We start from the raw sequence: 18,994 nt of genomic DNA, 5'->3' as shown, positions 1-18,994 counted from the left end.
ACCTGGTCCGCCTGGCCAAGATCCGCTGGCGCATCGAGCACGACTACCGCGAACTCAAGCACGGCCTGGGCCTGGACCACTTCGAAGGCCGGTCTTGGCCTGGCTGGCACCACCACGTCACCCTCGTGACCGCCGCCCACGCATTTCTCACCGAACAACGTCTGGCCCCAAAAGCGCCCGCACCGGACTCACTCTCTATCAGATCCTCGACGCCCTCCAAGACGTCCTGAGGTGCTGGACCGGCATCTGCACCACCTGCCAACAGCCCCTGCCCAGCAGAACATACACAACACCAAGATCGAGACAGACCTAACGGAGTCCTAGTAGGCGTTGACCACCCAGCCCAGCCCGGCGCCGTCCATGGCGAGCGCGGAGCCGACCGCGGGCAGGGCGACCGAGACGATCGTGGCGTCGAGGACGACGAGGAAGAGGGCACCGCAGGCCAGCAGCATGCGCAGCCCCGGGCGGCGGAGCCCCTGGGCCGGGGCGGTGCGCGTGTCCGTGTGCCGGGACCGCGCCGCCTCCGCCGACGCCGCGTCCCCTGTTGCCCCTCGCTCGTGTGTCTCGGGCACGACTCTCCCTCCCGTACCGGCGGGCCGGGCACCGGTGCGCACGACCTCTACGACGCCTCGTGGGCAAGAAGCCACCCGCAGGCAAGTAAGGGGAGCCTAACTCAATAGAGACCATTGGTCACTACGCGCGGGCGCAGCGCGCGGGCCCGAGTCGATAGGGTCCTGGTCATGACTGGCCCCGGTAAGCGCCCCGGCCCGCCCGCGCGGCTGAGCAAGGAAGCGATCGTGCGGGCGGCGCTGGCCGCCGGCGATCTGGAGTCGCTGTCCATGCGGGAGCTGGCCGCACGGCTCGGGGTCTCGCATTCCGCGCTGTACCGGTGGGTGCCGGGCCGGCAGGGGGTCGTCGACCTGGTCAGCGAGGCGGTGATCGACAAGATCGTCCCCGCGGAGCCCCCCACCCCGGACACCTGGCGGACCTGGCTCGCGCGGCTCGCCTGGGCCGCGCACGACGAGTTCCTGGCGGTGCCCGGCTACGCCACCCGCGTCGCACGCCCGCACCGCCACTCGCGCGCGTTCACCACGATGCAGGACGCGGTCGTCTCCGCCTTCACCGCAGCAGGGGCCTCCCGCGAGATGGCCCTGCACAGTTGGTACGTCTTCGGGACCTCCCTGGTCACCTGGCTCGGCGCCCAGGAACAGCGGCTGCTCGGCGACGCCCCCGTCCGCTTCGACCTCTTCCTCGACAGCCTGCTGCGCGGCCTGCCCACCGCCGAACCGCCCACCCACGGACTCCGCCCCGGCACACCCTAGGGACCGGTCAGCCGCTCGCGGGCCGGGGCCGGAACCTCCTCCTTGGCTCCGGTGCGCCGCCCCGGGCGATTCTGATCGCGTTCGCAAACGTACGCTTTCGGCATGAGTGACAACCGTGCAGAGATCCAGGACCTCAACAGTCGGTACGCGACTGCCTTCGACTCCGGGCAGCTTGACGAGTCCGTCGGCTGTTGGGCCGAGGACGGCACGCTGGACGAGACCGAAACCGGCTTCGGCTTGTTCGAAGGCCGCGAGGCGATCCGCGTCTTCTTCCGCGACACCCTCATGGCCAACTCCCGGAACGTCGTCCACCTGATGTTCAACCACCTGATCACCCGTATCGAGGGTGACCGTGGTGAAGGCAGGGTCAACTGTCTCGTCGAGTTGGTGAAGACCGATGGCAGTTACGCGCGCGCCCACATCGTGTACAGCGATCGCTACGTCCGGGTCGCAGGCCGATGGAAATTCGCCAGTCGCGTCGTCACCTCGTCCTTCCCGCACGAGACACTCACGAGCTGATGCATGGGTAGCCGATGCCGGGCCTCCTCGGCGTCCCGAGCAGCCCGTGAGTGTTGGCGATACGGTGTTCTTCAGAGATCGGAAAGGTGGGGGTGTATGGGCATAGCAAAAAGGGCACACGGATGATTGCTGTCGACGGGGACAGCTATCGCTGAGTGGTCGCGCCCGATGACGAGCCCGGCCTGGCCATCGTCGTCGAGCACGGGGAAACGCCCGGGCAGCGGATGGTGACGTGGGTCGAGCACGGAGTGGTGATCGCACCGGGGTTGGTTGCGGCAGCCATCCGCCAAGCGTTGCTCCACCATGGCTGGACACCTCGGCAGCGTGGCAAGCAGATCACGTTGCGATGCCTGGATGTGGATGCCGATGCGGCCCGTTTCGAGGTGGTTGCCTGGCCACCCGGGCCGCAGAATGCCTGAAACAACCGCGTCGGCCGGAGCGGCCCCCCGCTGCGTACCCTGGCACGCAGGTCACCGCACGTTCGAGGAGTCACCGCATGAGCGCCACCGCGTCCGCCGCCCCGGCCCGCACCGCTGTCGTCACCGGAGCGAGCAGCGGCATCGGTGCCGCGACCGCCCGTCAGTTGGCGGCCGAGGGCTACCGGGTCGTCCTCACGGCGCGCCGCAGGGACCGCATCGAGGCCCTCGCCGCGGCGATCTCCGGGGCCGGGCAGCGGGCGGAGGCGTACGCGCTGGACGTGACGGACCGGGCCGCCGTCGACGCGTTCGCCGACTCCCTCCCGGCGGTGCACGTGCTGGTCAACAACGCGGGCGGCGCGCTGGGGGCCGAACCCGTCGCCACCGGCGACCCGGACGAGTGGCGGCAGATGTACGAGACGAACGTCCTCGGCACCCTGCACCTCACCCAGGCGCTGCTTCCGGCGCTCACGGACAGCGGCGACGGCACGGTCGTCGTGCTCTCCTCCACCGCGGGGCACGCCACCTACGAGGGCGGGGCGGGGTACGTCGCCGCGAAGCACGCCCAGCACGTGCTCGCCGAGACGCTGCGGCTGGAGATCGTCGGCTCCCCGGTGCGGGTGATCGAGATCGCGCCCGGCATGGTGAAGTCGGACGAGTTCGCCCTCACCCGCTTCCACGGTGACCGGGAGCGGGCCGCCGGGGTCTACGCGGGTGTCGCGGAACCGCTGACGCCCGAGGACGTCGCGGAGACGATCGCCTGGACCGTCACCCGCCCCAGCCACGTCAACGTGGACCTGCTGGTCGTCCGCCCGCGCGCACAGGCGTCCAACTCCAAGGTGCACCGGGAGAAGTGACCACTCGCCCCGCCGGAGGACCGGCCCGCCCGGGAGACCGACCGCCTGTCAGGAGTTCTGACGGACGGGGAGCCTCTCCAGCACCGTGCGGGCACAGTCCAGTACCAGCGCGCACACTTCGTCCGGGTCGGCACCTGCCAGCGCTCCGCGGCCGACCACGGAGCGGGTGAGTCCGATGCCGAGCAGCCAGGCGAGCATCAGGTCGGCGCGGAGGGCCGCGTCGTCGGCGTCGGTGAGTGTGGCGAGGACGTCCGCGTAGGCGTCGCCGACCCGGCGGCCCGGCCCGGAGGCGGTCCCGCCGGCGGAGGACCGCAGGAACATCTCCAGCGCCCGGTGGCGCTGCGCGCCGTCGTCCCCGCCCGCGCCGAGCAGCCCGCGCAGGGCGGTCTCCAGGACGTCCTCGGCTGCCGTCCCGCGCAGGTTGCGGAGGCCCTCGTGGGCCATCACCTCCTCGAACAGCGCTTCCTTCGAGCCGAAGTACCGGAAGAGCAGAGCCTGGTTGACGCCCGCGCGGGCGGCGATGTCGCGCACCGTCGTGCGCTCGTAGCCCCGCTCGGTGAACAGCGCGGACGCCGCGCGCACCAGGGACCGGCGGGTCGCTGCGGCGTTCCGTCTGCGGTCGGCGGGCTTCTCCGGGGCAGCCGGTTCCCGGGCCGCGGGCGCCTGATCGGCCCCGTCCGGCCTGTCGTCCTCACGCCGGTAGGTGGTCATGCGATCCCCCGTCACAGCAGTCCGTCGGAGCGGTTGCGTCGCGCCCGTCGCCGTGGCCCGTCAGGGGGCCAGCGTAGTCCCCGCGGGGCAACCGCACCCGGGGACGGCACCGTTGACCGCGCACGGCTGCCCGCCTACCGTTTTGTAAGCACACGCTTACATACTGGTAGCACGCTGGTAGGAGGTCAGGTGACCACCACCGACACCGAACCCATGGCCTACCCCTTCAACGAGGCGGCGTCCCTCCGCCTCTCCGACCGCTACGACGAGCTGCGCGGCCAGGACGGACTGGCCCGCGTGCGCCTCCCCTACGGCGAGGCCGCCTGGCTCGTCACCCGCTACGCCGACGCGCGGCTCGTCCTGGGCGACAGCCGCTTCAGCCGCGCCGAGTCCGCTAGGCACGACGAGCCCCGCCAGTCCCAGGGGCGGCTCACGGGCGGGCTGCTCAGCATGGATCCACCCGAACACGCCCGGCTGCGCACGCTGGTGGCCAAGGCGTTCACCGTGCGACGGGTCGAGAAGCTGCGCCCGGACGTGCGTACCCTGGCCGAGAACCTGCTGCGGGACATGATCGAGACGGGCCCGCCCGCCGACCTCGTCGACGACTTCGCGCTCCCCCTGCCCGTCGGCGTCATCTGCCGGCTGCTCGGCGTGCCGGAGGCCGACCGCCCGCGCTTCCGGGTGTGGAGCGACAACGCGCTGTCGACCAGTTCGCTCACCGCCGAGGAGTTCGAGGCCAGCCGCGAGGAGCTGCGCGGCTACATGGCGGAGCTGATCGCCCGGCACCGGGCGCACCCCGCCGACGACTTGATGACGGCGCTCATCGAGGCGCGGGACGAGCGCGACAGGCTCTCCGAGCTCGAACTGGTCGACCTGTGCGTCGGCATCCTCGTCGCCGGGCACGAAACGACAGCGAGCCAGATCCCCAACTTCCTGAGCGTGCTGCTCGACCATCCCGGGCAGTTCACCCGCCTTCGCGAGGACCCCGCTCTGGTCACCAGCGCCGTGGAGGAGCTGCTGCGCTTCGTCCCGCTGGGTGTGGCGGCCGGTCAGCCGCGCTACGCCACCGAGGACATCGAGGTCGGCGGCACGCTCGTACGCGCGGGCGACCCGGTGCTCGTCGCCATCGGGGCGGCGAACCGCGACGCCCTGCGCTTCGACGCCTCGGGCACGCTCGACATCACCCGCGCGAACAACTCCCACCTGGGCTTCGGACATGGAGTGCACCACTGTCTGGGCGCTCCGCTGGCCCGGGTTGAACTGCAAGAGGCGCTCCGGGCGCTGCTGCGGCTCCTGCCCGGGATCCGCCTGGCCGGTGACATCGACTGGAAGACGGCGATGCTGGTGCGCGGTCCCCGCTCCATGCCTGTGAGGTGGTGAACGATGAGCTGGCGTGTCGAGGTCGACCGTGACGTGTGCATCGGTTCCGGTGTCTGCGCCGGGACGGCACCGGAGGTCTTCCGGCTGGAGAACGAGCGCTCGCGCCCGGTCACGGAGACGATCGAGCCGCAGGAGGCCGCCCTCGACGCGGCGGACTCCTGCCCGGCCCTCGCCATCACGCTCCTGGACGAGAGCGGGGAGGAGGTGGGGCCCCGTCCGTGACCCACCCGGCCGGGCGGTGCGCCGCTACCAGGCGGCGACCACCGCCCGGGTGGCGGGTCAGGGCGCCGGGGTGGCGGATCAGGGCACCGCCGGACACCGTCGCCCCGGGCGCGGGATGGTGGGGCGCCGGGACGACGCGGTCCGGGCCGAGGCTGCCGACGACGGCGACCACGGTGGCTTCCTCGCGGGGTGGGAAGAGCGGGCTACTCGGTGACCTCGGCCTCCCGCGGCCGCGGGATGAGGAACGAGGTCGCGTACGCGGCGGCGAGCACGACGGCCCCGAGCAGCATGGCGGCCACGTACCCGCCTGCCGAGGAGCTGCCCTGCGGGCTGCCGGCGACCTGCACGGCGGACAGCAGCGCGAAGCTGATGCCGGCGCCGAGGCCGAAGGCGGCCGAGATCAGTCCGGGCAGGAACCCGGGGTGGTCCTTGGGCGCCAGCACCACGCCCAGCAGGTTGAGCACGATGTTGGCGACACCGGCGTAGGTGACACCGAGCAACACCGTGCACACGACCATGACGGGCAGCGAGTGGATGCCGACCAGTGCCATGACCGCCACCACGACCGCGCTTCCCGACAGGCCCCAGCGCAGCAGCTTGCGGTAGCCGACCAGGGGTGCGAGCCGCCCGGTGAAAGGCCCCACCAGCCAGCCGACGAGGGCGAAGGGGGTGAGGAAGACCAGCGAGGCGAGGCCCGCGCCCATCCCGAACCCGGTGTCCCTGTTCTGCACGAAGGACATCAGGACGCCGTTGACGGTGGCGAAGACTCCCGTGAGGGTCAGCAGGGTGGTCGTCAGCGGTGCCCAGGTGGCGCGCTGTCGCAGGTCGCCGATCCGCACCAGCGGGTGCCTGCTGCGCTTCTCCACCTGCCAGAACACGGCGAAGGCGACGGCGGCCACCACCAGCAGTCCGGCTGCCAGCGGCCAGTCGGCGTCGCCCAGCTTCTTGGCCTGGTCCACGGCCAGGAGCAGTGCGGCGACGCTGATCACGAGCGGTGGCACACCCGGCCAGTCCATCGGCGTCCCGGACGAGGGGCGCGACTCGGGGCAGCCGAGGGCGACGGCCGCCGCGGCGACGACCGCGACGACGGCGATCACCCAGAAGATGCTGCGGAAACCGTGGTGGGAGGCCAGCCAGCCGCCGGCCAGCGCGTCGACGCCGGCGATACCGCCGTTGACGGCGGTGACCAGGCCCATGAGGGTGCCGAAGCGCTTGGGGTCGGTGATCTCGGAGCGCAGCATCAGCAGCGAGATCTGTACGACCGGACCCGAGACGCCCTGAAGGATGCGCGCGGCGTCGAGGACCGCGATGTTGGGTGCGAGCGCAGCCAGTACGGTCCCCGCTGCCATGACCAGGAGCATCCCCAGCAGCACGCGGCGGCGCCCCACGATGTCGCTGAAGCGGGGCAGGAAGAGGGAGAACATCGCGCAGGCGGTGAAGAACGCCGTCTGCGACAGTCCGGTGGACGCCTCGTCGGTGTGCAGCTCCCGGGCCATGGTGACCAGCGCCGGGGACAGCATGCTGGCGTTGAGCTGGAAGGCCACGCAGGCGGCGAGCAGCGCCGTGGTCAGCGCCGCAGTGCCGGCCGTCGTCCTCGGCGGCCGGGTGGTCGGATCAGGTGTCATCGCCGTCTCACCTCGGTATCCGGCACAGCCGGTCGACGAGCAGCTCGGGGAACGTGCCGTCGGTCTCCAGGACCACGGCGGCGTTGGCGCCGGGCAGTGCGGGGTAGCCGCGGTGGATGCCGCGGGTGTCGGCCACGAGCGCGCCGCGGGCGGCACCGTCGGCGGTGTCGACGGTGACGGGCAGCCGGGGCGCGGTGCGGGGGGTGACCTCGCCGGTGGCGATGCCGGCGGCGAGCGGGTCGTGGCAGGCCGAGCCGCGGAAGGGCAGCGCCGATTCCTCGTGGAAGGTGAAGTAGAAGTCCAGGATCTCGCCGGCGAGCCGGCTGACCGGGGTGTCGCAGGCGAGCAGGCGCTGCCGGTGCTCCTCGGTGAGGTTCTCCCGCATGGTGACGTCGAGCGGGACGAGGACGAGGTCCTGCCAGCCCGCGGCCAGCACCGCCCCGGCCGCCTCGGGATCGTGGCCGATGTTGGCCTCGGCCAGCGGGCTGATGTTGCCGGGGTGGTGGACGGCACCGCCCATGACGGTGAGCCGGCCCACCAGTTCGGGCAGCCTCGGCTCCTCGCGGAGGGCGAGCGCGACGTTGGTGAGGGGGGCCGTGGCGAGGATGTCGAGACCGCCGGGGGGCGCCGCGCGGGCGGTGTCGAGGATCAGGTCGACGGCCGGGCGCGGGTCGAGGGCGGCGCGCGGCTCGGGCAGGGCGACCCCGCCGAGTCCCCCCTCGCCGTGCACGAATCCGGCCTCGGGATGGCTGTCGCCGCGCAGCGTGGTGGCGGCTCCGGCGGCCACCGGGATGTCGGTCCGTCCGGCGGCCTCCAGCACCTGGAGGGTGTTGCGTGCCGCGCGCACGGCGCTGGTGTTCCCGGCGACGGTGGTGACGGCGCGCAGATCGACGCCGGGGGTGCGGCACAGGTAGAGGAGCGCGACGGCGTCGTCGATGCCGGTGTCGCAGTCCATGAGCAGCGGACGATATGCGGGGACGGGCATGTGCTACTTCCAGGGGGCGAGACGGGTGGTCCGGCGCTCCCGGGCGATGCGAGATTGTCGGACAATTGGATGGCCGTGAGGTTAGCCACGCGTCCCCCTCCGCACAAGGGGTGCGCGAGGAGAGGTGGGGAACATCCCGCTGTCACCGGGGATACGCCACCGACCGGCGCCACTCGCCGTCCACGGCGGGGGACTCCGCGATCACGGACAGGCGACGAAGCCGTTCCGAGAGGTCTACGGACCGCCGGAAGGGGCGCACACAGGGGGCGCTAGTCTGGGGGCGCACACGCGAGCGGATCGCCACCCCGGCCGGACCACCGCGACCGAATGTCCGACACATACTCGGGAGCCCCGATGCCTCGACAGGGAGACCGTCGGCACTCGCCGCGCGTGAAGCTCTACCAGCGGATCGTGGCGGCCATCGACGACGGCACCTTCCCGCCCGGGGCGAAGCTGCCGCCCGAGCCGGAGCTGGCCGCACAGTTGGGCGTGAGCCGCTCGGGGCTGCGGGAGGTGCTGATCCTGCTGCAGGAGGACGGCGTGATAACCCGCCGTCAGGGCTCGGGAAGCGTCGTCAACCAGCCGCCGCCGGCTCCCGGTCTGGAGCGGCTGCTGCCGGTCGAGGCGCTGCTGGGCCCCGGGGTCGTGCGGTGCCGACGGCTCGCCGTCGAACTGGAGGAGCCGACCGACTTCTCCGGGTACCACCTGCGCATGGCGCCCGCCGAGCGGGCCTGCTTCTGGGAGTCGGTCGTCGACGTGGACGGCGTACCCGCCTGTTTCACGCACGAGTGGGCCGCCGACGAGGCGGTGCTGCGCGCCGCGGGTGGCCGCACCCTCGTCACCGCGCTCGACACCCCGCCGCCCGCACCCGAGGGGGGCGGGCCGCAGGAGCCGGGCCGTGGGAAGGTCCCGGCCCCCGCGGAGGGCGGGGCGGCCCGTGAGGCACCGGAGGGCACCATGCTCGCCGCCTTCCTGGGCGCGGGGACCGGGCTCGCCCTGAGCGCCCGCAGCACACTGGGCGCCACGGTGCTCGGTACGGAGCGGGGCCGGGCCGTCTCCCGGCCGTCCGAGACCCCGGCACTGCTGCTGACCCAGACCGTCTCCGCCGCGGGGCGCCCCGTGCTGGCCGCCAAGTACCTCTTCCCGGCCGGCGCCCCACTGCTGTCCCTCACCCCCCGCCGCTGACCGAGCTTCCGCCCGCCCCTTCCTTACGGGTCACACAGCGGCGACGGTCCCGCGCGCGGGCGGGGTGCTACGACAAGAGCGCCGTCACGGCGGGGCGGCGGGGCGGGCGGCCCGGATACGGCGCAGCAGGCGCCGAGAGGGCTGCCATCGGCGGCCGACACGGCCGGATGTCCGCGGTGGCGGCCCGCAGTTGGGCAGGCGGCTGGGCTCCGGGCCGCCGACGAGGGCTCGGACGCCCTCCCTCCCGGCCGTCGGCGCCGCTGCGGGAAGAGCAGCGACGGCTGGGGCTCCCTCGCACCGCACACGGCCCGCGAGTACGAGGTGCCGTTCCCACGAGCAGGCCGTCCACGGCCCGTGAGCGGGTCACCGGGGCGGGCGGTCGGTACGGCAGCGGCCCGGGGGCCGAACTCCGCACCCGCCCCGGGGGGTTTGACCGGAGAGGGGCGGCCTCGTCGACCGGCCCTCTTGCACACCGCGCATGAGGTTAGCCTAACCTAAGTACGCCGTCCGGGTCCGTCGACCGCGACCGGCCGGCACCAGGACTCCGCATGCCCGGAACCGGAGCGGCATGCCCGAGAGGGAGAACCGACCATGCAGCCCACGTCCGCCGCCCCCGTTCACAGACGCGCCCGTACCGCCGCCACCGAGTACCACCTCTCCGCCTGCGCGCCGCCCCGCACCGGCGGCACCTCGAAGGCGAGAACCAGCGGCGACGGCACGGCGGGCGAGGGCGACACGGTCCGGGGCGCCGACGCCACCTGCCAGGACCTCCTCGCGAGCAGGGACTCCGCAGGCGTGGTCGCACTCGGCACGACGGGCCTGGTCTCCCCGCTCGCGCCCGCCACCGCGCCGGTCGGCCTGGCCTCTGCCCGTACGGGGACCGTCGGGTCCGAGGCGACCGGCCCGGGCGGCGCCGAGGCCGCCGTCCTCGTCCTGGCCGCCGTCCGGAGGGCCACGATCCGATGAGCACTGCACAGGCGACGGTCCCGGCCCCGCGCGAACTCGACGGGCGGCTCGCCCTGGTGACCGGAGCGGGCCGGGGCATCGGCGCCGCCGTGGTGGCGGCGCTGGTCGCACAGGGCGCCCGGGTCCTGGCCACCGATCTGGACCCCGGCGGCATCGAGGAACTCGCCGCCGCGCACCCGCAACAGGTCACCGCACGGACGCTGGACGTCACGGACGCGGCAGCCGTGGAAACGCTGTTGAGCGAGAGCGACCGCCTGCTCGGCCCGCTGGAGATCGCCGTCAACGTCGCCGGAATCCTGCGGTCGGCCGAGGTGGCCGAGCTGTCCGACGCGGACTGGGCGGCCACCTTCGCCGTCAATACCGACGGCGTCTTCCACGTCTCGCGGGCCGCAGCCCGCCGGATGACCGAACGCGGCAGCGGCAGCATCGTCACCGTCGCCTCCAACGCGGCCGGCGTCCCCCGCACCGGAATGGCCGCCTACGCCGCGTCCAAGGCCGCGTCCGTGATGTTCACCAAGTGTCTCGGCCTGGAGGTGGCCGGGCGGGGTGTGCGCTGCAACACCGTCTCCCCCGGCTCCACCCTCACCGCCATGCAGCGCGCCTGCTGGGGGCCGGACGCCGCCGACGAGGAAGCTGCCGTGCGGCGCGTCGTCGAGGGCGACCTCGCCACCTACCGCACCGGTGTCCCCCTCGGCCGGATCGCCGACCCCGCCGACATCGCGGAAGCCGTCGTCTTCCTCGCCTCCGACCGCGCGCGCCACATCACCCTGCACGACCTGTACGTGGACGGCGGCGCCACGCTGCGGGCCTGAACCGGCCACCCCGTACCACGGTCCGCGCCCGACCCCTGGAGCACCCATGTCTGCCTCCCTCCATGACCACCCGGCGCCCGCCGGCCCCGGCCTGCTCGACCCGGCCCGCACGCCCGGAGCGCCCACCGCCCTCACGCCCGGAGCCGCCACCGCGCTCCTGGACGCCTACCGGCCCGGCACCGACCGGCTGCTGGCCACGCCGACCGTGACGCTGCTTGCGCACGGTGTGGCAGCCGAACTGCCGCACGACGAACGGCCGCTGCACCGGCGGGTGCGCGATGTGCTGACGGACCGGCGCCGGGCCGGCGACCGGCAGCCGCTGGTGGTGGGCGCCCTGCCGTTCGCACCGGACGCGCCGGGCGCGCTGGCCGTCCCCGCACGCGTGCGGTGGGCGCCGCCGCTGCGCCAGGACCCGCTGGTGGCCCTCCCGGTGCCCGAGCAGGAGAGCGACGGGCCCTGGGAGATCCGCGAGGTTCCCAGCGCCGAACGGTACGGCCAGGCAGTGGCCTCGGCAGTTGAACGGATGCGCGCCGGCGAGCTGGAGAAGGTGGTGCTCGCGCGCACCCTGGAGCTGACCGCGCCGCACGGCCCCGACATGCCCGTCATGCTGCGCAGGCTGGCCCGTCGCGACCCGGCCGGCTACACCTTCGCCGTGCCCAGCGGGCCCGGTCGCACCCTCGTCGGCGCCAGCCCCGAACTCCTCGTCGCCCGGCGGGGCGGAGCGCTGACGGCCAACCCGCTGGCCGGCTCCGTGCCGCGCAGCGAGGACCTGGCGGAGGACGTGCGGCGGGCCGCCGCGCTGCTGGAGTCGCCCAAGGACCTGCACGAACACGCGGTGGTGGTCGACGCCGTGCGAGAGGCGCTGGCGCCGTTCTGCACGCGCCTCGACATACCCGAGCGGCCGACGCTGGCGCGTACCGCCGCGATGTGGCACCTGTCGACCACCGTCTCGGGCGAACTGGCCGACCCGGGCACGACCGCGCTGGAACTGGCCTGCGCTCTGCATCCGACCCCGGCCGTCTGCGGCACCCCGACGGGCACCGCGCGCGAGGTCATCGCGGCGCTGGAACCCTTCGACCGGGGCGCCTACACCGGCATGGTCGGCTGGCAGGATGCCGACGGCGACGGCGAGTGGGTGGTGACCATCCGCTGCGCGGAAGCCGAGGACGACCGGTTGCGGCTGTTCGCCGGGGCCGGCGTGGTGGCCGACTCCTCGCCGGAGGCGGAGACGGCCGAGACCGGCGCCAAGTTCCGCACCTTCCTCGACGCGGTGGGAGCCGCCCTGTGACCGCCCTGCCGCGTACCGACACCTCTTCTCCAACTTCCCCGAATTCTCCAGCTTCTCCCGCCACCACGCCGGGCATCGACGCACCCACCTGGCCCGCCGAGTTCGCGGCCCGGTACCGGGCCGCCGGCTACTGGCGCGGGCAGACCTTCGGCGGGATGCTCCGCGAGCGGGCCGCCGCGCACCCCGACCGCATCGCGCTGGTGGACCCCGGGTCCGGCGCGGACGGCACGGAACGCCGCACCTGGACCTACCGGGAGTTGGACGAGCGCGCCGACCGGCTGGCCGCGGGCTTCACCGCGCGGGGCATCGGCAGGGGCGACCGGGTCGTGCTGCACCTGCCCAACGTGGGCGAGTTCGCGGAGGTCGTCTTCGCGCTGTTCCGGATCGGCGCCCTGCCCGTGTACGCGCTGCCCGCGCACCGCGAGACGGAGATCTCCTACTTCTGTTCCTTCACCGAGGCCGTGGCCTACGTGGTGCCCGACCGGCACGCGGGGTTCGACCACCGTGAGCTGGCTTCCCGGGTCTCCCGGGAGTGCCCGTCGCTGCGGCACGTGTTCGTCGTCGGCGAGCCGGGCGAGCACACTGCGCTGGCCGAGGTCGCCCACGAACCGCCTGGCCCGCGGGACGCCCCCGCGCCGCATCCGCAGCCGGCCACCGGGCCGGAACCGCACGAGCTGGCGTTCCTCCAACTGTCCGGCGGCACCACGGGGGTGCCCAAGCTGATCCCCCGTACCCACGACGACTACCTGTACTCGCTGTACGGTTCGAACGAGATCTGCGGCGTGGACGAGGACACCCGGTTCCTCGTCGTCCTGCCCGCGGCCCACAACTTCCCCATGAGCTCCCCCGGCTGGCTGGGCACGCTGGCCGCAGGTGGCCGCGTGGTGCTGTGCCCGCGCCCCGACCCGGCGACCGCCTTCGGCCTGGTGGCGCGGGAGAAGATCACCATGACCGGGCTGGTGCCCCCGCTGGCGCTGGTGTGGACGCAGGCCGCCGCCACCACCGCGGAGGACCTGGGGAGCCTGGAGCTGGTGCTGGTCGGCGGCGCCAAGTACAGCGAGGAGGCGGCGCGGCGGCTGGAGCCGGCACTGGGCTGCCGGCTGATGCAGGTGTTCGGGATGGCGGAGGGGCTGGTCAACTACACGCGGCTGGACGACGACACGGAGACCGTCGTGACCACCCAGGGCCGTCCCATCTGCCCCGACGACGAGATCCGGATCGTGGACGACGCCGACCGTGACGTACCCGAGGGCGCGTCCGGGCACCTGCTCACCCGCGGCCCGTACACCATCCGCGGCTACTGGCGCGCGGACAAGCACAACGCGCGCTCGTTCACCGCGGACGGCTTCTACCGCACCGGAGACGTGGTACGCCGCACACCCACCGGGCACCTGGTGGTCGAGGGCCGGGCCAAGGACCAGATCAACCGGGGCGGGGAGAAGATCGCGCCCGAGGAGGTGGAGAACATCGTCCTCGCCCACCCCGCGGTGCACGACGTCTCCGTCGTCGCCGTGCCCGATGCCTACCTGGGCGAACGGACCCTCGCCTACGTCATCCCGCGCGCGGGGTCCCGGCCCCCCGAGCCCGCCGAGATCAAACGCTTCGTACGGCAGCGCGGCGTCGCCGGCTACAAGGTCCCCGACCTCGTCGAGTGCGTCGAGGCGTTCCCGCAGACCGGGATCGGCAAGGTCAGCAAGAAGGGGTTGCGGTCCGCCGCGACCGCAACCCGGCAGCAGTGAAAGGCCCGTGAACACCGTGGCACTCCCCGCCATCGCTCCCTATCCCCTGCCCACCGCGGAGGCGCTGCCCGCGAACCGGGTCGCCTGGCGCGCGGACCCGGCGCGCGCCCTTCTCCTCGTGCACGACCTGCAGCAGCACTTCCTCGGCGCGTTCCCCGCGGGGCAGCAGCCGCTGACCGGGTTGCTCGCCAACACCGCCCGGGTGCTGGCCGCCTGCCGCAGGCTCGGCGTCCCGGTGGCCTACTCCGTGCAGCGCGGCGGCCAGACCCCGGCCGAACGCGGCCTCCAACTCGACTTCTGGGGCCCCGGGGCGGCCGACGACCCGGCTGCCCTGGCCGTCCCCGACAGCGTCGCCCCGGCGGCCGGGGACCGGACGGTCACCAAGTGGAAGTACAGCGCGTTCGTCCGTACCGAACTGGCCGAACTGCTGCGTGAGACGGGCCGTGACCAGCTGGTGATCGTCGGCGTGTACGCCCACATCGGGGTACAGGTGACGGCCTGCGACGCGTGGATGCGCGACATCCAGGCCTTCGTCGTCGCGGACGCCGTCGCCGACTTCTCGCCCGCCGACCACGAGGCAGCGCTGCGCTGGATCGCGGGGCGCTGCGGACACGTCACCACGACCGACGCGCTCCTCGGCCACCTCACCACGGGCGCGGAGCCGATGTCCCCGCACCCCACCGCGCCGGACACCGCCGGCACCACCACCCGCACGGAGGCCTGACCCGATGTCCCTCACCCGCGAACAGCTCCGCGCCGACGTCGCCGCCTCCCTCGGTGAGGACCCCGCCGCCCTCCCCGACGACGGCGACCTGGTCGACCACGGCCTCGACTCGGTACGGCTGATGACCCTGCTGGAAGGCTGGCGCCGCGACCACGGCGTGCAGGCCGACTTCGCGGACCTCGCCGAGACGCCCTCCCTCGCGGCCTGGGCACGACTGCTGGGGGCGGCATGACGGTGCTGTCACCGCACCAGCCCGGCCCTCCCCCACAGGGGACCGGCGCCCTGCTGCAGCTGACGGCCGCGCAGGAGGGGATGTGGTACGCGCAGGCGCTCGACCCGCTCAGCCCGGCGCAGAACACCGCGGAGTGCCTGGTGATCGACGGGCCGCTCGACCCGGAGGTCTTCGCCGCCGCACTGCGCCGGGTGACTGCCGAGACCGACGCCCTGCGGGTGCTCGTACAGGACACCCCGGACGGACCGCGCCAGCACGTCCAGGAGGACGTCGCCCTGCCGCTGACCGTGCAGGATCTGCGGGCCCCGGCAGGAGCGGGGTGTGCTCAGGCGGAGCAGCAGGCCGAGGAGTGGATGCGGGCGGATCTCGCCACCCCCTGCGACCTCGCGGCCGGCCCGCCGTTCCGGCACGCCCTCTTCCGCGTCGGGGAGCAGCGGTGGCTGTGGTACCAGCGCATCCACCACCTGGTCATGGACGGGTTCGGGCACGCGCTGCTGGTACGCCGTACCGCGGAGGTTTACAGCGCGCTTGCCCGCGGCGAGGAACCCGGACCGCGCGTCTTCCGTCCGCTGGCCGACCTGGTGGCCGAGGACGCCGCCTACCGCTCCTCCGAGGTTTGCGAGCAGGACCGCGACCACTGGTCCGAGACCCTCGCCGACCGGCCCGAGGCGCCGCGGCTCGCCGGCCGGGGTGCCCTGCCCTCGCGGTCGTTCCTCCGCCGCACCACCCACCTGGCACCGGAGGCGACGCAGCGGCTGAGGGAGCTCGCCGGCCGCCTGCACGCCACCTGGCCGGATCTGCTGATCGCCGCGCAGGCCCTCTACACCTCCCGGGCCTGCGGCCGCGACGACGTGGTGCTGGGGATCCCGATGATGGGCCGCATGGGGTCGGTGGCACTGCGGGTGCCGGGCATGGTGATGAACGTGCTGCCGCTGCGGCTCACCGTCCGTCCCGAGGACTCGTTCGCACAGCTGGTGCGCCAGGTCGTGCTCGGGGTGCGGCAGGTGCGCCGCCACCAGCGCTACCGGTACGAGGACATCCGCCGCGACCTCGGCATGCTGGGCGAGGCCAGGGGCCTGGTGGGGCCGCTGGTCAACGTGATGCCGTTCGACTACGGGGTGGACTTCGCGGGCAGTCCGGTGCGGGCGCGCAACCTGTCCGCCGGCCCGGTGGAGGATCTGACCGTCAACATCTACGACCGGGCCGACGGCCGCGGGCTGCGCGTCGACCACGACGGCAACCCGGCGCTGTACTCCGAGGCGGACCTGGCAGCGCATCAGGACCGCTTCCTGCACCTGCTGGACCGGCTCGCACAGACCGACCCGGACGCCCCGACGGGCGCCCACGGCATCGCCACGCCCGCCGAGGAGGCGCTGGTCGCCGAGGAGTTCAACCGCACCTCCCGCGCGCTGCCCGCCACCACCCTCATCGGTCCCGTCGAGGCGCAGGCGACCCGCACCCCGCAGGCGGTCGCCCTGGTGCACGGCTCCGCGGTGCTCACGTACGCCCAACTCGACGTCCGTGCCAACCGGCTGGCCCGGCACCTGCGCACCCTGGGTGCCCGCCCCGGCACGGTGGTGGCGGTGTCCGTGCCGCGCTCGGTGGACCTGGTGGTCACCTTGCTCGCGGTGCTCAAGGCGGGCGCCGCCTACCTGCCGCTCGACCCCGACTACCCGGCCGCTCGGCTGGCCTTCATGCTGGCGGACGCCGCACCGGTGTGTGCCGTCACCGACCGCGCCGAACGGCTCCCCGCCGACTCCGGTACGCCGCTGGTCGCACTGGACACGCTGGACGAGGCGGTGCAGGCCGGCTACCCGCCGGTGCCCCCGGAGCGGGCGCTGACGCCCGCGCATCCCGCGTACGTCCTCTACACCTCCGGCTCCACCGGGCGTCCCAAGGGCGTCGTCGTCCCGCACGGGGCGATCGACAACCGGCTGCGCTGGATGCAGCACGCCTTCCCGCTGACCGGCACCGACCGGGTGCTGCAGAAGACCCCGTCCTCGTTCGACGTGTCGGTGTGGGAGTTCTTCTGGCCGCTGCGCCAGGGCGCCACCCTGGTGGTCGCCGATCCGGGCGTGCACCGCGATCCGCGCGGCCTGGCGCGCCTCGTCCAGCAACAGAAGGTGACGGTCTGTCATTTCGTGCCGTCCATGCTGCAGGCGTTCCTGGCCGAGCCGGAGGCGGCCGGATGCCGGGGGCTGCGCCGGGTGTTCTGCAGCGGGGAGGCCTTGCCCCGCGAGAGTGTGCGGAGCTTCTTCGACCTCCTGCCGGATGTCGAGCTGCACAACCTGTACGGGCCCACGGAGGCCGCTGTCGACGTCACCCACCACCCGTGCGCCCCGCAGGACACCGGTCCGGTGCCCATCGGCCGCCCGGTGTGGAACACCCGCACCTACGTGCTGGACGCCGCCGGACGGCCCTGCCCGCCGGGCGTCGCCGGGGAACTCCACCTGGCGGGGCGGCAGCTGGCCGACGGCTACCTGGGCCGGCCCGAGCTGACCGCCGAACGCTTCGTGACGCTCCCCCTCCAGGGCTCGGACACCCGGATGTACCGCACCGGGGACCTGGCGTACTGGACTGCGGACGGAGAGCTGGGCTACCTCGGCCGCACCGACGACCAGGTGAAGCTGCGCGGTCAGCGCCTCGAACTCGGCGAGGTGGAGGCAGCGTTGGCGGCCCTCCCGGGTGTGACGGCCGCCTGCGCCGCAGTGCGGGAGGACGGTGGAGGCGAGCAGCGGCTCGTGGGATACGTGACAGGGGAGGCGGACCCGGCAGCGGTGCGCGCCGCGCTGACCCGCGAACTGCCCGAACACATGGTGCCCTCGGCCGTCGTGGCGCTCCCGGAGTTCCCCCTCACCCCGAACGGCAAGCTGGACCGCTCGAAGCTGCCCGAGCCGGTCTTCGCGGGATCCACCGGCAGCAGTCGGCGCCCCTCGGGGCCGCGGGAGGAGGCGCTGACCCGGCTGTTCTCCGAGGTACTGGGGGTGGCGCAGGCCGGCCCCGACGACGCCTTCTTCGACCTGGGCGGCACCTCGCTCCTCGCCGTACGGCTGGTGGCCCGCCTGCGGGAGGAACTGGGCGCCGAACTGACCATCGGCGCACTGTTCGAGGCACCGACCCCTGCGGCCCTCGCGGCCCGGCTCGACGAAACGGCACCCGCTGCCGGGGAGGCACTGGGGGTGGTGCTGCCGTTGCGCACCTCGGGGACCCGGCCCCCGCTGTTCGCCATCCACCCTGCGGGCGGCCTGGCCTGGTGCTACGCGGAGCTGGCGGCGCGGCTCGGCCCCGACCAGCCCGTGCACGGCATCCAGGCCCGCGGCCTGGCCGACGACGAGCCCCTGCCGCGCACGCTGGAGGAGGAGGCCGCCGACTACGCCGCGCACCTCCGCGCGGTGCAGCCGCACGGCCCCTACCGGCTGCTCGGCTGGTCCGTCGGCGGGGTGCTGGCCCACACGGTGGCCGTGCTGCTCCAGGAGGCCGGGGAACGCGTCGAGATGCTCGCGCTGCTCGACGCGTTCCCCGCCGAGCAGTGGCGCGAGCGGCCCGCCCCCGAGGAGGGTGACGCGCTCACCGCCGTGCTGCGCATGGCGGGCTTCGAGCGCACGACCGAGCGTGACCGCGAGGGCGTGGTGGCGACGCTGCGCCGGGCGGGCAGTCCGCTCGCGGGGCTCGGCGACCGCACCCTGGGCCGGATCGTGGAGATCGTCCCCAACCACGCGAAGCTGATGCGCGAGCACCGGCACCGCGTCTACGACGGGGACATGCTCTTCTTCACGGCCGCCGCCCCGCGCGCCGAGGACTGGCTGACCCACACGGCGTGGGAGCCGCACGTGCGGGGGCGCATCGACAACCACGACCTCGCCTGTACGCACCCGGCCCTGCTGCGGAAGGAGTTCCTCGACGTCATCGCGCCGATTTTGACGGAGCGGCTCACCGGGCGGGAGGGTTGATCTCCCGGCGGGCCCCGGCCGGCCGCGGCGCTCGGCCCCGAGTCGTGGTGGGGCCGCCCGC

At 73.6% G+C, this 18,994-nt stretch carries 19 protein-coding genes; 15 read left to right on the top strand and 4 right to left on the bottom strand.

Features of this window, described 5'->3' with window-relative positions; all coding sequences use genetic code 11:
• A partial coding sequence (locus H297_RS42445; RefSeq protein WP_158693789.1) for a transposase occupies positions 1-230 on the top strand: 230 nt, incomplete at its 5' end.
• Between the two features lie 90 nt (positions 231-320).
• On the opposite strand, the gene H297_RS0133280 is transcribed toward H297_RS42445, so the two are convergent.
• On the bottom strand, positions 321-572 hold the full coding sequence (locus H297_RS0133280; RefSeq protein WP_027740561.1) for a hypothetical protein: 252 nt from the start codon (positions 570-572) through the stop codon (positions 321-323).
• Positions 573-740: 168 nt separating this feature from the next.
• On the opposite strand from H297_RS0133280, the gene H297_RS0133275 reads away from it, so the two are divergent.
• The 4 genes from H297_RS0133275 (at position 741) to H297_RS0133260 (ending at position 3,114) form a co-directional block, all read left to right on the top strand.
• Positions 741-1,322, top strand: a complete 582-nt coding sequence (locus tag H297_RS0133275; RefSeq protein WP_027740560.1) for a TetR/AcrR family transcriptional regulator — start codon at positions 741-743, stop codon at positions 1,320-1,322.
• A 102-nt stretch (positions 1,323-1,424) separates the two neighbouring features.
• Positions 1,425-1,841, top strand: coding sequence for a nuclear transport factor 2 family protein (locus H297_RS0133270; RefSeq protein ID WP_027740559.1), 417 nt, complete (start codon positions 1,425-1,427; stop codon positions 1,839-1,841).
• 155 nt (positions 1,842-1,996) lie between these two features.
• A complete protein-coding gene (locus tag H297_RS0133265) occupies positions 1,997-2,260 on the top strand; it encodes a hypothetical protein (RefSeq protein WP_027740558.1) in 264 nt (87 codons plus the stop codon).
• A gap of 77 nt (positions 2,261-2,337) precedes the next feature.
• On the top strand, positions 2,338-3,114 hold the full coding sequence (locus H297_RS0133260) for an SDR family oxidoreductase (RefSeq protein WP_027740557.1): 777 nt from the start codon (positions 2,338-2,340) through the stop codon (positions 3,112-3,114).
• A gap of 48 nt (positions 3,115-3,162) precedes the next feature.
• Here H297_RS0133260 and H297_RS39980 read toward each other — a convergent pair whose 3' ends face one another.
• Positions 3,163-3,825, bottom strand: a complete 663-nt coding sequence (locus tag H297_RS39980; RefSeq protein ID WP_078515031.1) for a TetR/AcrR family transcriptional regulator — start codon at positions 3,823-3,825, stop codon at positions 3,163-3,165.
• 189 nt (positions 3,826-4,014) lie between these two features.
• On the opposite strand from H297_RS39980, the gene H297_RS0133250 reads away from it, so the two are divergent.
• Positions 4,015-5,205 carry a cytochrome P450 gene (locus H297_RS0133250; RefSeq protein WP_027740556.1) on the top strand — a complete coding sequence of 397 codons (1,191 nt, stop codon included), beginning with the start codon at positions 4,015-4,017 and terminating at the stop codon, positions 5,203-5,205.
• A gap of 3 nt (positions 5,206-5,208) precedes the next feature.
• Positions 5,209-5,427 carry a ferredoxin gene (locus H297_RS0133245; protein ID WP_027740555.1) on the top strand — a complete coding sequence of 73 codons (219 nt, stop codon included), beginning with the start codon at positions 5,209-5,211 and terminating at the stop codon, positions 5,425-5,427.
• A gap of 203 nt (positions 5,428-5,630) precedes the next feature.
• Here H297_RS0133245 and uriT read toward each other — a convergent pair whose 3' ends face one another.
• Both uriT and H297_RS0133230 read right to left on the bottom strand, forming a co-directional pair.
• Positions 5,631-7,052: a uridine transporter UriT gene (uriT, locus tag H297_RS0133235; protein WP_027740553.1), complete on the bottom strand. Its 1,422-nt coding sequence runs from the start codon at positions 7,050-7,052 to the stop codon at positions 5,631-5,633.
• Between the two features lie 7 nt (positions 7,053-7,059).
• Complete coding sequence (locus H297_RS0133230; protein ID WP_486589780.1) at positions 7,060-8,007, bottom strand: nucleoside hydrolase; 948 nt, start codon at positions 8,005-8,007, stop codon at positions 7,060-7,062.
• A 384-nt stretch (positions 8,008-8,391) separates the two neighbouring features.
• On the opposite strand from H297_RS0133230, the gene H297_RS0133225 reads away from it, so the two are divergent.
• From H297_RS0133225 to H297_RS0133190, 8 genes are all read left to right on the top strand, one after another.
• Positions 8,392-9,222 carry a GntR family transcriptional regulator gene (locus tag H297_RS0133225; RefSeq protein ID WP_027740551.1) on the top strand — a complete coding sequence of 277 codons (831 nt, stop codon included), beginning with the start codon at positions 8,392-8,394 and terminating at the stop codon, positions 9,220-9,222.
• A 591-nt stretch (positions 9,223-9,813) separates the two neighbouring features.
• Entirely contained in the window at positions 9,814-10,188 is a 375-nt protein-coding gene (locus H297_RS0133220) for a hypothetical protein (protein WP_027740550.1), read from the top strand.
• On the top strand, positions 10,185-11,000 hold the full coding sequence (locus H297_RS0133215; protein WP_027740549.1) for a 2,3-dihydro-2,3-dihydroxybenzoate dehydrogenase: 816 nt from the start codon (positions 10,185-10,187) through the stop codon (positions 10,998-11,000). The genes H297_RS0133220 and H297_RS0133215 overlap by 4 nt, the downstream gene beginning before the upstream one ends.
• A 46-nt stretch (positions 11,001-11,046) precedes the next feature.
• A complete protein-coding gene (gene dhbC, locus H297_RS0133210; RefSeq protein ID WP_078515027.1) occupies positions 11,047-12,288 on the top strand; it encodes an isochorismate synthase DhbC in 1,242 nt (413 codons plus the stop codon).
• 74 nt (positions 12,289-12,362) lie between these two features.
• The gene (locus H297_RS0133205; protein WP_027740547.1) at positions 12,363-14,027 is read left to right on the top strand and encodes a 2,3-dihydroxybenzoate-AMP ligase; all 1,665 of its coding nucleotides are present in this window, start codon (positions 12,363-12,365) and stop codon (positions 14,025-14,027) included.
• A gap of 16 nt (positions 14,028-14,043) precedes the next feature.
• Positions 14,044-14,751 carry an isochorismatase family protein gene (locus H297_RS39975; protein WP_051352405.1) on the top strand — a complete coding sequence of 236 codons (708 nt, stop codon included), beginning with the start codon at positions 14,044-14,046 and terminating at the stop codon, positions 14,749-14,751.
• Positions 14,752-14,755: 4 nt separating this feature from the next.
• Positions 14,756-14,983, top strand: a complete 228-nt coding sequence (locus H297_RS0133195) for a phosphopantetheine-binding protein (protein ID WP_027740546.1) — start codon at positions 14,756-14,758, stop codon at positions 14,981-14,983.
• Positions 14,980-18,933: a non-ribosomal peptide synthetase gene (locus tag H297_RS0133190; RefSeq protein WP_027740545.1), complete on the top strand. Its 3,954-nt coding sequence runs from the start codon at positions 14,980-14,982 to the stop codon at positions 18,931-18,933. Before H297_RS0133195 ends, H297_RS0133190 begins: the two co-directional genes overlap by 4 nt.
• Positions 18,934-18,994 lie beyond the last annotated feature (61 nt).

This window comes from Streptomyces sp. CNT360 (assembly GCF_000424785.1).
The sequence above is the reverse complement of the archived record's forward strand: the minus strand, read 5'-3'. Positions and strand labels throughout refer to the sequence as shown.